This window comes from Candidatus Pelagibacter sp. (assembly GCF_052049855.1).
In the GTDB taxonomy this organism is placed as follows: domain Bacteria; phylum Pseudomonadota; class Alphaproteobacteria; order Pelagibacterales; family Pelagibacteraceae; genus Pelagibacter.
Genome location: NZ_JBNGZE010000002.1, coordinates 98641 through 111414, shown reverse-complemented (window position 1 = coordinate 111414; position 12774 = coordinate 98641). Strand labels below are relative to the sequence as shown.

Genomic DNA, 12774 nt, shown 5'->3' with positions numbered 1-12774 from the left:
ATTAAGGATATTAAGCCGCTGTGGTCTTATTTGACTTAGATTTTGCGTCACCTTTAGCATGAACTAAGATCGGTTGTGAGTGTCCTTTCGCTGCTCCAGCATCCACTATAACTTCTTCAATATGATCTTGACTCGGTAGGTCGTACATTGTTTTTAACAAAATATTTTCTAGAATCGATCTCAAGCCTCTTGCTCCAGTTTTTTTGCTAATTGCTTTTTGCGCTATTTCTTTTAATGCGTTTTCTTTAAATATAAGTTTAGCACCATCCAATTTAAAAAGTTCTTGGTATTGTTTTGTTAAAGAATTTTTTGGTTCTTGTAATATTTTAATTAAAGATTTTTCATCTAAATCTTCAAGTGTTGCTATCATTGGAAGTCTCCCAATAAATTCTGGAATTAATCCAAATTTTAATAAATCCTCTGGCTCCAATCCTTTCATCCATTCTCCAGTTTTCTTATCTTGAGTATTTTTAACGTCAGCACCAAAACCAATTGAAGTTCCTTTGTCTCTCTGTGATATAATCTTATCAAGACCAGCAAATGCTCCTCCACAAATAAATAAGATGTTAGTAGTATCCACCTGTAGAAATTCTTGCTGTGGATGTTTTCTTCCGCCTTGAGGTGGGACACTAGCAACTGTTCCCTCCATAATTTTAAGAAGAGCTTGTTGTACTCCCTCACCTGAAACATCTCTTGTTATTGATGGATTTTCAGATTTTCTACTTATCTTATCTACTTCATCAATATAGACAATTCCTCTTTGAGCTTTTTCAACATTATAGTCAGATGCTTGTAACAATTTTAAAATAATATTTTCAACATCTTCTCCAACATAGCCTGCTTCTGTAAGAGTGGTTGCATCAGCCATTGTAAATGGAACATCGAGAATTCTTGCTAGTGTTTGTGCAAGCAAAGTTTTTCCACAACCTGTAGGACCTACTAAAAGAATATTAGATTTTGATAACTCAACATTTTTACTTGTTTTGCTCTCATAATTTAATCTTTTGTAATGATTATGTACTGCAACTGATAAAACTTTTTTAGCGTGTGCCTGACCAATTACATAATCATCTAATACTGAACAAATTTCCTTTGGAGATGGAAGACCATCTTGATGTTTTACAAAAGTATCTTTGCTTTCCTCTTTAATTATGTCCATACATAATTCAACGCATTCATCACATATGAAAACGGTTGGGCCAGCAATCAACTTTCTTACTTCATGTTGGCTTTTGCCGCAGAAGGAACAATAAAGTATATTTTTATTATTTGTTGTCATTTTAATTTTTTAACGAATCAATTTAATCACTCTATTATAGAAGAGTCATACTAATCAAGTTTCGAATGATAATGACTCAATATATTGTGTATTAAGATCTTTTTTCTACTACTTCGTCAATAAGACCAAAAGATTGTGCAACATCTGCTGTCATAAAATTATCTCTCTCAAGAGCAGATTTTATTTCATTAACACTTTTTCCAGTGTGTTTAGAATAAATTTCATTAAGTCTTTTCTTTAAAGATAAGACCTCATTAGCATGAATCTCAATATCAGTTGCCTGACCTTGAAAACCTGCAGATGGTTGGTGAACCATTATTCTTGAATTTGGTAATGAAAATCTTTTTCCTTTTGTGCCAGCTGCAAGCAAAAAAGAACCCATAGAAGCTGCTTGACCAATGCACAAAGTAGAGATATCTGGTTTCACATATTGCATGGTATCATAAATGCCAAGACCTGCAGTAACCAAACCACCTGGACTATTTATATATAAATAAATTTCTTTTTTTGGATCCTCTGCTTCTAAAAATAAAAGTTGAGCAGTAATTAAAGAAGCAACATTGTCATTAATCTGACCGGTTAAAAAAATAATTCTCTCTTTTAAAAGCCTTGAGTAAATATCATAGGCTCTCTCACCTTTACTGGATTGTTCAACAACCATAGGTACAAGATTGCTCATGTGCTCTGATAATTTTGTTGTCATAAGTTGATTCGTTCTACTTATACAACTTGAGATTACTTTTTGCTAACTTTTTTTGTCTTTTTTGATACTGGCTTTAATTTTACCTTTTTAGTTGCTGGTTTTTTTTCTTTAGCAGATGTTGTGGGTGGTTTTTTCTTGGCTTCTTTTTTTTCTTCTCCTTGGCCATGATCATGGTCATGTTGATGAGCTTCTTTTAAAATCTTTTCAGCTTCCTCTTTTGAAATTTCTTTCTTATTTGCTTTACCTTTTTCTTTAATTAAATTTAAAATTTTTTCCTCATATACAGTTCCTCTTAAACTCGCTAATGCAGATGGATTTTTTTGATAAAAATCCATAACCATTTTTTCTTGTCCAGGCATCATTCTTAGTTGTTTTTGCACTTCAGCTTGAACTTCTTGTTCTGTTACTTTAATTTTATTTTTTTCACCAAACTCATTTAAAATTAATCCAGTTTTAATTCTTGTTTTTGCTTTTTCTACAAAACTTTTTTTATTTTTCTTCGCTTCTTCTTCAGACATACCTTGTGAAAGAACTTTAACTTCTTCCTCAACTAAGTTTTCTGGTACTACGTCTACTTTAATTTTCTCTATTTCTTTTAAAATTTGGTTTTTGGCTAGCTGGTCTAAAGAATTTTTATATTCATCATTAATTTGTTTGGAAATTAAAGTTTTTAAATCTTTTAAATCTTTTGCTCCTAAATTTTTTGCAAAATCATCATCAATTTTAACTTCTTCAGATTGTTTGACGCTCAAAATTTTACAATTAAATTTAGCTATTTTATTTACTAATTCTTTTTCAGGAAAATTTTCAGGCAAAGTTGCTTCTATAACTTTTTCATCATCTTTTTTAACTCCTATTAATTGATCATCAAAGCCTTTTAAAAATAAGTCTTTACCTAAAGTTAACTGAGTATTCTTTCCTTCACTTCCTTTAAAATCCTTACCATCAACAGTTGCTTTGTAATCTAAAGAGACTAAATCACCTTTTTTAGCTTTTGTATCAGCGCTAACTTCTTTGAAATTTGGTTGGTTTTTAGCTATATCTTTTATTCTTTTATCTGTTTCACTATTATCTATTTTGACTGTGTATTCATCAAATTTAATATTTTCTAAAGATTTGATTTCTACTTTTGGTAATTCTGTTACTGATAAAACATACTCAAGGTCTTTGTCTTCACCATAAGTCTTTAGGTCAAGCTTTGGTTGGCCAGCTGGTTTAATTTTATTTTCTTCTAATGCTTTAGTAGATGTTTCTTTTAAAACTTTGTCTAAAACTTCTCCAAAAACTGCTTTACCAAATTGTCTTTTCAAAATTTCTTTTGGAACTTTACCAGGTCTAAATCCTTTAAGATTAACACTGCTTTTTATCTCCTCATACTTTTCATCCATATAAGAGTTCATTGTCTCTTTATCGATAAAAATTTTAAGGTCTTTGTTTAGTCCTTTTTTGTTTTCAACTGTAACTTTCATAATATTTTAATGGTAGGGCGAAAAGGACTCGAACCTTCACATGTTGCCATATTGGTTCCTAAGACCAACGCGTCTACCAATTCCGCCATCGCCCCACAAATTACGTGGTTTTATATATTATTGAAACTATTTGTCCAATGACAATTAATAAAAAATTATCTATTTATCTAACAAAATTTATACTAATTTATAAAAAATGATTATTTCGCCTTGCATAAGCATTTGTAAAACTGATCCATCAACAGGCTACTGTTATGGTTGTGGAAGAAGTAATGAGGAAAAAAGAATTTGGAAGCTTGAAGAAACAACTGATGATTGGAAAAAAGAAAACTTAACTCAAATTGAAAAAAGACTTACTGGTTGGCAGCTTGTGAGTTTTAAAGAGTCTTATTCTTATAAAATTAAAAATGGTATGTCTTTATTCAAGAAAAATTTAATCAAAGAGTAATATAAACTATGAGTAAAGTTAAAATTGTAAGTATTATATATGCTATAGGTATAATTATTGGTGCTTTATTCTTTGACGTTTGGGGGGTAGATACCACTCCTTTAAAAACAATTTCTGTATTTGTGTGGACTGTAATATTTATTATAGCTTTATTTTTTGTTGATAAAAATGAGAGAAAATAAGTTTTTAATATTTTTTTTATCATTTTTTTTTATATCCTTTAGTTCTCACTCAGAAATAATTGTGTTGAGTAAATGCGATCATAAAGAGGACGGTTTTTTAAAAAATGAATATATTTTAAATCTAAACGAACTAATTATGACACGTAATTATGTTTATAATGAAAAAACTTATCAAAAATACCGCATAACAGATTTAAGTGTAAAAAAATCTAATACTTACGTCAGAAATATTTATGAGGAGGAGGGGAAAATACTGACTCTAAAACATGGGTATCCTCAATTTTACACCCAAATATTATTTGAAAAAGATAAACCAGATATTTATATCAAAGCTGTTTTAAACGAAGTTGAAAGTTTATCAAAAATGTCAACTTGTAAAAAAATAGAAAAATTTGATCAACAAAGTTAATCTTTATTTTTTTTTACCTCTTTATTTTTTGTTTGAAACTTTTTTTTGAATTCAAATTTGCTATTTATAACGTTTGAACGATGCTTTGTGTAAGCTTGTTTTTGTGCTTGTCTCATAGCTCTTTTTGATGACATAATTATTTAATTTAATATTCAATTTCTAAAGTATCAATAACTTTTAAGCTCTTATCTGATATGACAATTTCACCAGATGAGGATGCGTAATTTAAAATTTCAGAAATTACAACATAATGTGTGACGAAAATTAAATTTTGATCCTCATTCCAAGTACTTAAAAATTTATTAAAATCAATTATTTGCTTTTTTCTATTTTCAGAAAATTTTGCACTAAAAAAAGAGTTTAAAAAATTTTTAGTTTCGTATTTTTTGAAAGCAATAGATGCAGTTTCTTTGCATCTACACCATTCACTAGAATAAATTTTTCCAATTGAAATTTTATTTTCCTTAAAAAAATTACCAATTTTTTTTGATTGAATTCTACCACTATCACTTAAATTTCTTTGAGTTGTACAATCGTTAATATCGAAATTATCTGGATCACCACCACCAGGGGCATAAGCATGTCTTATGAAAATTAATTTTCCGCCCTTTTGTAATTCATTAATTAATGTTTTATTTGAATCTGCTTTAACTGAGGGATTAATACATATAAATATTATGACTAAATAATTTAAAATTTTCATTTATGAATATTAAAATAGATAGTTTAAATAAAACAATTCTTAAATGTAAAAAATGTCCAAGGCTTGTTGATTTTGTAAAAAAAATTTCAACAGAAAAAAGAAAACAAAATATAAATGAAACTTACTGGGGAAAACCAGTTACAGGTTTTGGTGAAATTGATGCAAAAATTTTAATACTTGGATTAGCTCCAGCAGCCCATGGTGGCACAAGAACAGGAAGAGCTTTCACGGGTGATAAATCTGGAGATTTTTTATTTAAATGTTTATTTAAAGCTCAAATATCAAACCAACCAAATTCAGAAAATCTAAATGATGGTCTTAAATTAAAATCAACATATATAACTAACATTTTAAAATGTGTTCCTCCAGGAGACAAACCTAAAATAGAAGAGCTTAATAATTGTTCAAAATACTTTGATAGTGAGATTTATAATTTAAAAAAATTAAAAACTATTATTGCTTTAGGAAAAGTGGCATTTGATAATTGTGTTAAATTTTATAACAAAAAATACAATTTAAAAGAAAAGATAAAATTTATTCACGGAAAATCCTATTTACTACCAGGAAATATTAAATTAATTGCCTGTTATCACCCTAGCCCCAGAAATGTAAATACTAAACTTATATCTGAAAGAATGATTGTAGATTTATTTAAAAAAGCTAGAAAAATATCTATGAACTAGAAGTATAAGGTTTAAAGTCTGATAAGATTTTTTCTGGAATTTTAACTGGCTTAAATTTTTCATTTATAAATACTAGATGAATTTTAGATTCTACTATCAACTCCTCATCTTTAAATATTGATTGGTTCATTAAAAAAGAAGTTTTTGAAGTAGAGTATACAAAAGATTTAATTTGTAAATCATCCTCTAAATATGCAGATTTTTTATATTCAATATTGCACGATTTAACAATTATAAGAGCACCAAAATCGTTTTTTATTTTTGTATTGCTTAATCCAATAGTTGATAACGCTTCTGTTCTGGCTCTTTCTAAATATTTTAAATAGTTAGCATAGTACACGACTCCACCAGCGTCTGTGTCCTCATAATATACTTTAACATTATGAGTAAAGTTTTTATGCATAAATTAATAATATCAAATAAATAAAAATTTAATAGAAACTAAGATATAATATTTAAGATGAAAATTTATATAACTTGGTTAATCGGAGTAATTATATGGAACTTTGGATTTCCAAATGCAATTCCAATTGCTGATGTTATAGCAGCTATTTTATTATCGTTTTTAAGTATCGGATTAAAAAAGTATGTAAAATGATAATTAATCTGCCGAAAAATAAATATTCTGAAAATAAGAAATTGATTTCATTTTAGAATTATCAGTATCAGCCATTATAGCCAAACCATCTAGTTCATTCACATCTAGATCATGAAATTTTTTAAAATCTTCTTTAACATTGGCTTTTACTGTTACCCATTCATTTAAGTTGTCTTTAGTAGTTGCTAATACATTGTCTATTGATTTTTTTGTATATGGACTGGGTCTATTTTCACCAACCTCACTATTACTTGAAAAAACATAATTAATTGCTCTATTTGATAAAGGTGTAGCTCCAGTTTTTTTAATAGCAAAAACACGAGCAGCATAATCATGACCTTTTTTCGTATTCTCTTTAATTCCACGAAGGTCTTTCTCAATTTTCCATGTGATATTAATAAAAGGTGTTTTATTTAGGTCAATTTTGATCACTTTTCCTAGGCCTGAAGCAGCATTATCTGCTATAGCTTTTAAATAATTACCATTTTCATTTGATCCAACAGTATAAGAAGTTTTGTTATCTGCTCCTCTTACTTTACGGATCTCTAGTGCTGATAATTCTTTTTCAGTAAATTCAAAAACTTTTACAGTTTCTGTATGTGCGGAGCTAAGAAAGATTAATGATGTAATAAAAATATAAAAAATTTTTAACATCATCTTCTTATAGATAGATTATTTATAAATTCAATATTCAGTCACAATTTAAACATTCTAAATTCAAGATTGATTGCTAAATGAATAATGTGAAAATAATTTCTGTGTTAATACTTCTTATATATTGGTCAATAATGATCACAGCACCAGTTATGGGTAAAAATTCTATTAAAAATCAAAATAAAGATCTTAAAATAGTTTCAAATTTTTGAGACTAATATGTGGATCTACCACCACTGATATCAAATACCGCAGCTGTAGAAAATGTGTTTTCTTGTGAAGAAAGCCAGCAAACAAGCGAGGTAAACTCATGTATTTCAAGAAATCTTCCTCTTGGCACCTTTGACAGCATTCTTTGTACATGCTCTTTACTCATTTGATTTAAAATTCTAGTTTTAGCACCTGCTGGGGTGACAGCGTTTACAGCTATATCTTTGTCAGCTAATTCTTTACCCAAAGCTTTCGTTAATCCAATTGTGCCAGCTTTTCCTGAGCTATACGCGCTTGCATTTGCATTACCATCTTTACCTGCAACTGAAGCTACATTAACAATTCTTCCATAGTTGTTTTTAATCATATTTGGTACAATTGCTCGACAGCAGTTAAAAGTACCCATTAAATTTATCTGTACTATTTTATTCCACATATCGACATCATACTCCCACAAAGGACCTGTAGGACCTGTTATCCCAGCATTATTGATTAAAATATCTATATTTGATTTTGAGGTTATATCTGCAACGTTTTTCTCCACATCTTGATAATTTGATATATCAACGACACTGTAAAATAAGTTAGGGTTTTTTACTTCATCGACTGCTGATTTAAGAAGGTTTTCATCTATATCCCATATAAAAACTTTAGCACCAGAAACTAAAAATCTTTTTGCAACATCTAAACCAAACCCTTGGGCTCCACCAGTAACTACAGCTGTTCTATTTTTAAAATCAAATGTGTGCATTAAAATTATTTTTTTGCTAACAAGTAGTATGTCATCCACGCGACAAATGCACCTATTATCCAAGCATAAGATTGTAAAAACATTAAATTAGTATTCCAAATTGTTGACGCTGAAAAAATAAATCCTAATATTAAAGAATAAACACCTTTTATATGCCAACCACCTGAATAATAATAAGCACTATCTTTGTCTAAAGAATATAGATCTTTATTACTTAATTCTTCATTTTTAATTAAATAATAATCAGCTGCCATCACTCCAAATAAAGGACCAAAGAAAGCACCAAAAGTATCAACAAAGGATAAGATTCCTATTTGGCTCAATATAGTCAGCCAAAAGATTGCGATCAACAAACCAAAAAAAGCAATTAAATAACTAGCTCTCTTTAAACTTAATATTGAAGGAGCAAAATTTATTAGAGAGTATTGAGATGGGATGAAATTGGCAACTAAATTTGTTGAAGCTGAAGCGATTATAATAAAAAATAGAACAACTATTGTTATTTGTATATTATCAAATTTTCCTACTATATCTGTTGGATTGGTAAAAATTCTGTCTATATCTGAAAATTTTTGATTAAGAAAAACATCAGACCCTATAACAATGAAAACAGATAAAAATGAAAAAATAATTAAATTCAAAATTAAACTTAGGTTTCCTTTTTTTAATTCTTTCTCATTTTTTACATATCTAGAAAAATCACCAAAACTAATTATTAAAATTGAAAAATAGGCAAATATTGTTCCAGCAACAGTCAATAAAGGTGCTAAATTATTAACATCTAAAAAATTATTTAAATTAAAAATATTTGAAAAAGCTTGTGTAGTTATTTTTACATCACTTAATAAAACAACAAAGAAAAAAATAAGCATACCAGCATAGACTGTCATCGCTGAGAAATTAATTATTTTTTTATTATACTGCATCCCAACAGTAAAAAATAAAGTCTGTAGAACAATTGTTATCACTATTGCAAACCAGTCAATAATATTCAAACCAAAATAGAAGATAATAAAAACTTCTTGCTCCAATAAAGAATTATCAATTGAAAAAATTGTTATCCTTATCAGGTAAACTAAAATTTTAGATAAAAAATAAGTTTGGATACCAAATAAAAAAATCCCAACCAAACTTCTGATTAATCCAAATAATTTAGCACCATTAAATCCTAACGAAGATCTTAATAATACTGCAAAAGGTAAACCAAATTTTTGAGAAGGCCTCCCAATTGCATTTGAAAATAAATAAACAAAAAAAGATCCCAATATTATTCCAAAAAATACTACAAATGCGTTTAAGCTATACATTAAGTAAAGTGAAGAGATTAATGAGAAACCAATTAGACTTTGTACATTAGCGCCCCAAAGACAAAAAAGATCTTTCCAATTCCAAGTTTTGTAATTTGGGTTAACTGTCACCAGGTCCCAATTTGAAAGAGAATATTTTACTTTTGGCTGATTCACTAAATTTATTTTAAACTAATAAATTCTACTGTCCATATAAGAGAGTTGGCAACCATAAGGCAATCTTAGGAAATATAATAATTAAAACCAAACCTATTATTTGCAGAACCATAAATTGCATCATTCCATAATAAATATCTTTTAAATCCCATTCTGGTACTACACCTTTTAAAAAATATGCTGAGAGTGCAACAGGTGGAGATAGCCAGGCGGTCTGGAGATTAACAGCTACTAATATTGCAAACCAAGTTAAATTAAATCCTAACGCCTCTACTAATGGCAAAATTATTGGAACAATTATCATAACTATAGGTACCCATTCTAATGGCCAACCCAACAAAAATATCATCACCATAATCATTCCTAAGATCAGATATTTATTCATTTCTAAACCTAATAAAAATTCTGTTAATAAAGTTGGTGTTCCCAATCTGGCAAATACTGCTCCAAAAAAATTTGAGGCAGCAACTAAAACCATAATCAAAGCTGTAATTTCTAAAGTTTTAACTAAAGCTTCTTGAAGTTTTGATAATGTTAATTTTTTATATGCTAATGAAAGTAGCAATGCACCCATTGCACCACACCCTGCAGCCTCTGTCGGTGTAGCAAAACCAAATAAAATACTTCCTAATGCTGCAAAAACTAATGCTGCGGGTGGAACTAAGCCTAAAAAAAACTCAATCCAAACTTCTTTCATGCTAACAGCTCGCATTTCTTCTGGAAGAACAGGCCCTAGTTTTGGGTTTATCATACATCTGATTGTGGTGTAGCCTGCATATAAACTTGCAAGAAGAATTCCTGGAATAATTGCAGCTGCAAATAAATCAATAACTGGAATTTCCATTATTGGCCCCATAACTACAAGCATGATACTGGGTGGAATTAAAATTCCCAAAGTTCCACCAGCTGTAATTGTACCTGCAGCAAGTTTTACATCGTAATTTGATCTGTTCATTGATTTTGCAGCCATAATTCCCAAGATAGTAACTGAGGCACCAACTATTCCAGTTGCAGCTGCAAAAATAACTGAAACAAATAATACTGCGTAGTATAATGAGCCCTTAACTCTAGCTAACATCATCTGGAAGGCTGAAAACAATCTTTCCATTAAACCTGCTTGTTCCATCATTATTCCCATAAACACAAAGAGGGGAACGGCGGCGAGAGTTTGTTCAGTCATAACCATTGAAAATTGGAGTGTCATTAAATAAAAAACTAATTTTCCAAATCCTAAATAACCAAATACAAAACCTAAAAAAATCAAAGTGAAAGAAATTGGAAATCCAACAAAAATTGCAAAAAGCATTACTCCAACCAAAATAAAACCTAAAATAGCAGGATCAATTAATTCTGCTATCATTTATCCTCTCCTGGCCACTCACCCTTTTTAGCTGCCCAGTAACTCTTAAGTAATTCTGAAAATCCTTGGATAAGTAAAAATATAATTCCAATTAATAAACATGTTTTGATTGGCCACATATATGGCATCCAGGTAGTATCCATTCCTCTTTCACCTCTTTGAATAGACTCTACAACAAATCCAAAAGTCATATAAAAAAATACTATTAGACCTGGGAAATAAAATAAAAGATACAGCCAAAAATCTATTAATCCTTGGTTTTTAATTTTAAAATTTCTGTATAGAAAATCTGCTCTAATATGAATTCCTTTTGAAAGTGCATAACCTGCACCCAGCATAAAAAGAGCTCCATATAAAAATCTGCTAATATCATAAGCCCATATTGTCGGTGCTAAAAATAATTTTCTAGCAAGTACCTCATAGGTCATAGCAAAAATAAGTGGCATTAATATCCAGCAGACTATACTACCAACTCGCTTGCTAAATTTATCTATGTTAATTATAGACTTTGCCATCCAAGATGGCATGTCTTCTGGCATTTTTCCCGAACCACCTCGCCTTTCGGCAATCATTTCATCTGAAATATCTAATTTACTTGGTTCTTCAGCCATAAAAATTTTTATTAAAAAAGTTAGAGCGGACTAATAAGTCCGCTCTAATGTTCTAATTATTTAATGATTACTTTAATGTTGCTGCGTGAGCCATTCCTAGCTTAGCATTTGACATTTGAGCACCACTCCAGAAAGGAACTGCTTTATCAGCAAATACTTTCATAGAGTCATAAACTTCTTTAAAAAATGCATTTTTTTCAGCATTTTTGTTCAAAGTTGCTTTAGCAGCTGCCATATACTCAGTGAAGTAGTCAGATGGAGTATCTTCTAAAATCACTCCATGTTTTGTTGTAAGTTCTTGTAAAGCTTCACCATTTGATAAAATTCTATAACTTAAAGATTTTATCAAAGACGCATCAGCCGCCACTTCAAGAGACTTCTTCTCATGTGCAGTCATAGCATTATATGTTTTTCCAGTAATATAAAAGTCAGCATTTACTACTACTTGGTGTAAACCTTGTAAATAATAGTGCTTTAAAACTTTTTGGAAACCAAAAGTTAAGTCTGGTTTTGGACAACACCATTCAGCAGCATCAATAGTTCCTGCTTCTAAAGCTGGTAGAATGTCTCCACCACCCATAGCAACAGATGCTATACCGATGTCTTTATAAGTTTGTCCTGGAATTCCTGGAGGCGTTCTGAATTTATATTTTCTAAAATCAGCCATATCTTTAATTGGTTTTGGAAACCAACCTAAAGCCTCTGGTCCAACAGGTTGAAGCATAAATCCTTTAATGTCTCTTCCCATTTCTTTCCATAATTGATCATAAAGCGCTTTTCCACCACCATATTGGAACCAAGATAAAAACGCTAAATTATCTATACCTATTCCACCACCAGCTACTGGAGAACCAAATAGCATTGCAGCAGGGTGTTCGCCTGACCAATAGTGAGTCCATGCAAATCCACAGTCAATCAAACCTTTGTCAACAGCATCTAGAGTCTCTTTAACTCCAACAACTGCTCCTGCAGGTAAAATTTCAAATTTTAAAGATCCACCAGTTAATTCAGTTACTGTATCAGTAAAGTCCTTTAACATCTTAACTTCATCAGCTTTAGTGTTAAGAACTGTCTGACATTTTAGTGTTTTTGCAGCATTAGCATTTGAAATAAATCCAAATACCATCGCAACTGCAAATAACATTGAAATGATTTTTTTCATATCGTTTTTCCCTCTCTATGTATTTTTATAAATGAAAGCTTGTCAAAGAATGAAATCTAAAACAAGTGTTAATATTGGATTATTTTGAT

At 29.9% G+C, this 12774-nt stretch carries 18 protein-coding genes and 1 tRNA gene; 6 read left to right on the top strand and 13 right to left on the bottom strand.

Going from position 1 to position 12774, the window contains the following annotated elements; translation table 11 throughout:
* Positions 1–10 precede the first annotated feature (10 nt).
* The 4 genes from clpX to ACTT9X_RS02630 form a co-directional block, all read right to left on the bottom strand.
* A complete protein-coding gene (gene clpX / locus ACTT9X_RS02645) occupies positions 11–1279 on the bottom strand; it encodes an ATP-dependent Clp protease ATP-binding subunit ClpX (RefSeq protein WP_440934150.1) in 1269 nt (422 codons plus the stop codon).
* Between the two features lie 91 nt (positions 1280–1370).
* A complete protein-coding gene (gene clpP / locus ACTT9X_RS02640; RefSeq protein WP_440934149.1) occupies positions 1371–1982 on the bottom strand; it encodes an ATP-dependent Clp endopeptidase proteolytic subunit ClpP in 612 nt (203 codons plus the stop codon).
* A gap of 32 nt (positions 1983–2014) precedes the next feature.
* Entirely contained in the window at positions 2015–3451 is a 1437-nt protein-coding gene (gene tig, locus ACTT9X_RS02635) for a trigger factor (RefSeq protein ID WP_440934148.1), read from the bottom strand.
* A gap of 10 nt (positions 3452–3461) precedes the next feature.
* Positions 3462–3546: transfer RNA gene (locus ACTT9X_RS02630), tRNA-Leu, on the bottom strand.
* Between the two features lie 101 nt (positions 3547–3647).
* Between ACTT9X_RS02630 and ACTT9X_RS02625 the strand changes: the two genes are divergently transcribed.
* The 3 genes from ACTT9X_RS02625 to ACTT9X_RS02615 all read left to right on the top strand — a co-directional run bounded on the left by ACTT9X_RS02625 (position 3648) and on the right by ACTT9X_RS02615 (position 4490).
* Positions 3648–3899, top strand: coding sequence for a DUF1289 domain-containing protein (locus ACTT9X_RS02625; protein WP_440934147.1), 252 nt, complete (start codon positions 3648–3650; stop codon positions 3897–3899).
* Positions 3900–3907: 8 nt separating this feature from the next.
* The gene (locus ACTT9X_RS02620; RefSeq protein ID WP_440934146.1) at positions 3908–4081 is read left to right on the top strand and encodes a hypothetical protein; all 174 of its coding nucleotides are present in this window, start codon (positions 3908–3910) and stop codon (positions 4079–4081) included.
* A gap of 61 nt (positions 4082–4142) precedes the next feature.
* Positions 4143–4490 (top strand): hypothetical protein, encoded by a 348-nt coding sequence (locus ACTT9X_RS02615; RefSeq protein ID WP_440934145.1) that lies wholly within the window; start codon positions 4143–4145, stop codon positions 4488–4490.
* Here the strand turns inward: ACTT9X_RS02615 and ACTT9X_RS02610 are convergent.
* Together ACTT9X_RS02610 and ACTT9X_RS02605 are read right to left on the bottom strand one after the other, a co-directional pair.
* Positions 4487–4624 carry a hypothetical protein gene (locus ACTT9X_RS02610; protein WP_440934144.1) on the bottom strand — a complete coding sequence of 46 codons (138 nt, stop codon included), beginning with the start codon at positions 4622–4624 and terminating at the stop codon, positions 4487–4489. The genes ACTT9X_RS02615 and ACTT9X_RS02610 overlap by 4 nt on opposite strands.
* 11 nt (positions 4625–4635) lie before the next feature.
* Positions 4636–5193, bottom strand: a complete 558-nt coding sequence (locus ACTT9X_RS02605; RefSeq protein WP_440934143.1) for a histidine phosphatase family protein — start codon at positions 5191–5193, stop codon at positions 4636–4638.
* A gap of 2 nt (positions 5194–5195) precedes the next feature.
* Here ACTT9X_RS02605 and ACTT9X_RS02600 point away from each other — a divergent pair, with 2 nt between their 5' ends.
* On the top strand, positions 5196–5876 hold the full coding sequence (locus tag ACTT9X_RS02600; protein ID WP_440934142.1) for a uracil-DNA glycosylase: 681 nt from the start codon (positions 5196–5198) through the stop codon (positions 5874–5876).
* Here the strand turns inward: ACTT9X_RS02600 and ACTT9X_RS02595 are convergent.
* Positions 5866–6279 (bottom strand): YbgC/FadM family acyl-CoA thioesterase, encoded by a 414-nt coding sequence (locus ACTT9X_RS02595; protein ID WP_440934141.1) that lies wholly within the window; start codon positions 6277–6279, stop codon positions 5866–5868. The two genes, ACTT9X_RS02600 and ACTT9X_RS02595, sit on opposite strands and share 11 nt — an antisense overlap.
* Before the next feature lie 57 nt (positions 6280–6336).
* Here ACTT9X_RS02595 and ACTT9X_RS02590 point away from each other — a divergent pair, with 57 nt between their 5' ends.
* Positions 6337–6474, top strand: a complete 138-nt coding sequence (locus ACTT9X_RS02590) for a hypothetical protein (protein WP_440934140.1) — start codon at positions 6337–6339, stop codon at positions 6472–6474.
* A 3-nt stretch (positions 6475–6477) separates the two neighbouring features.
* Here the strand turns inward: ACTT9X_RS02590 and ACTT9X_RS02585 are convergent, their stop codons facing one another.
* Positions 6478–7131 carry a DUF3047 domain-containing protein gene (locus ACTT9X_RS02585; RefSeq protein WP_440934139.1) on the bottom strand — a complete coding sequence of 218 codons (654 nt, stop codon included), beginning with the start codon at positions 7129–7131 and terminating at the stop codon, positions 6478–6480.
* A gap of 77 nt (positions 7132–7208) precedes the next feature.
* Here ACTT9X_RS02585 and ACTT9X_RS02580 point away from each other — a divergent pair, with 77 nt between their 5' ends.
* Entirely contained in the window at positions 7209–7340 is a 132-nt protein-coding gene (locus ACTT9X_RS02580; protein WP_440934138.1) for a hypothetical protein, read from the top strand.
* A 2-nt stretch (positions 7341–7342) separates the two neighbouring features.
* On the opposite strand, the gene ACTT9X_RS02575 is transcribed toward ACTT9X_RS02580, so the two are convergent.
* From ACTT9X_RS02575 to ACTT9X_RS02555, 5 genes are all read right to left on the bottom strand, one after another.
* Positions 7343–8089: an SDR family NAD(P)-dependent oxidoreductase gene (locus ACTT9X_RS02575; RefSeq protein WP_440934137.1), complete on the bottom strand. Its 747-nt coding sequence runs from the start codon at positions 8087–8089 to the stop codon at positions 7343–7345.
* 5 nt (positions 8090–8094) lie between these two features.
* Entirely contained in the window at positions 8095–9552 is a 1458-nt protein-coding gene (locus ACTT9X_RS02570; RefSeq protein ID WP_440934136.1) for a cytosine permease, read from the bottom strand.
* Positions 9553–9577: 25 nt separating this feature from the next.
* Positions 9578–10912 (bottom strand): TRAP transporter large permease, encoded by a 1335-nt coding sequence (locus ACTT9X_RS02565; RefSeq protein ID WP_440934135.1) that lies wholly within the window; start codon positions 10910–10912, stop codon positions 9578–9580.
* The gene (locus tag ACTT9X_RS02560; RefSeq protein WP_440934134.1) at positions 10909–11523 is read right to left on the bottom strand and encodes a TRAP transporter small permease subunit; all 615 of its coding nucleotides are present in this window, start codon (positions 11521–11523) and stop codon (positions 10909–10911) included. Before ACTT9X_RS02560 ends, ACTT9X_RS02565 begins: the two co-directional genes overlap by 4 nt.
* A gap of 67 nt (positions 11524–11590) precedes the next feature.
* Positions 11591–12685 (bottom strand): TRAP transporter substrate-binding protein, encoded by a 1095-nt coding sequence (locus ACTT9X_RS02555; protein WP_440934133.1) that lies wholly within the window; start codon positions 12683–12685, stop codon positions 11591–11593.
* Between the last annotated feature and the right edge of the window lie 89 nt (positions 12686–12774).

What these genes read in the sequence shown, in the direction of transcription:
- clpX (WP_440934150.1), bottom strand. Translation starts at nt 1,279, where the DNA reads ATGACAACAAATAATAAAAATATACTTTATTGTTCCTTCTGCGGCAAA.
- clpP (WP_440934149.1), bottom strand. Translation starts at nt 1,982, where the DNA reads ATGACAACAAAATTATCAGAGCACATGAGCAATCTTGTACCTATGGTT.
- tig (WP_440934148.1), bottom strand. Translation starts at nt 3,451, where the DNA reads ATGAAAGTTACAGTTGAAAACAAAAAAGGACTAAACAAAGACCTTAAA.
- ACTT9X_RS02625 (WP_440934147.1), top strand. Translation starts at nt 3,648, where the DNA reads ATGATTATTTCGCCTTGCATAAGCATTTGTAAAACTGATCCATCAACA.
- ACTT9X_RS02620 (WP_440934146.1), top strand. Translation starts at nt 3,908, where the DNA reads ATGAGTAAAGTTAAAATTGTAAGTATTATATATGCTATAGGTATAATT.
- ACTT9X_RS02610 (WP_440934144.1), bottom strand. Translation starts at nt 4,624, where the DNA reads ATGTCATCAAAAAGAGCTATGAGACAAGCACAAAAACAAGCTTACACA.
- ACTT9X_RS02605 (WP_440934143.1), bottom strand. Translation starts at nt 5,193, where the DNA reads ATGAAAATTTTAAATTATTTAGTCATAATATTTATATGTATTAATCCC.
- ACTT9X_RS02600 (WP_440934142.1), top strand. Translation starts at nt 5,196, where the DNA reads ATGAATATTAAAATAGATAGTTTAAATAAAACAATTCTTAAATGTAAA.
- ACTT9X_RS02595 (WP_440934141.1), bottom strand. Translation starts at nt 6,279, where the DNA reads ATGCATAAAAACTTTACTCATAATGTTAAAGTATATTATGAGGACACA.
- ACTT9X_RS02590 (WP_440934140.1), top strand. Translation starts at nt 6,337, where the DNA reads ATGAAAATTTATATAACTTGGTTAATCGGAGTAATTATATGGAACTTT.
- ACTT9X_RS02585 (WP_440934139.1), bottom strand. Translation starts at nt 7,131, where the DNA reads ATGATGTTAAAAATTTTTTATATTTTTATTACATCATTAATCTTTCTT.
- ACTT9X_RS02580 (WP_440934138.1), top strand. Translation starts at nt 7,209, where the DNA reads ATGAATAATGTGAAAATAATTTCTGTGTTAATACTTCTTATATATTGG.
- ACTT9X_RS02575 (WP_440934137.1), bottom strand. Translation starts at nt 8,089, where the DNA reads ATGCACACATTTGATTTTAAAAATAGAACAGCTGTAGTTACTGGTGGA.
- ACTT9X_RS02565 (WP_440934135.1), bottom strand. Translation starts at nt 10,912, where the DNA reads ATGATAGCAGAATTAATTGATCCTGCTATTTTAGGTTTTATTTTGGTT.
- ACTT9X_RS02560 (WP_440934134.1), bottom strand. Translation starts at nt 11,523, where the DNA reads ATGGCTGAAGAACCAAGTAAATTAGATATTTCAGATGAAATGATTGCC.
- ACTT9X_RS02555 (WP_440934133.1), bottom strand. Translation starts at nt 12,685, where the DNA reads ATGAAAAAAATCATTTCAATGTTATTTGCAGTTGCGATGGTATTTGGA.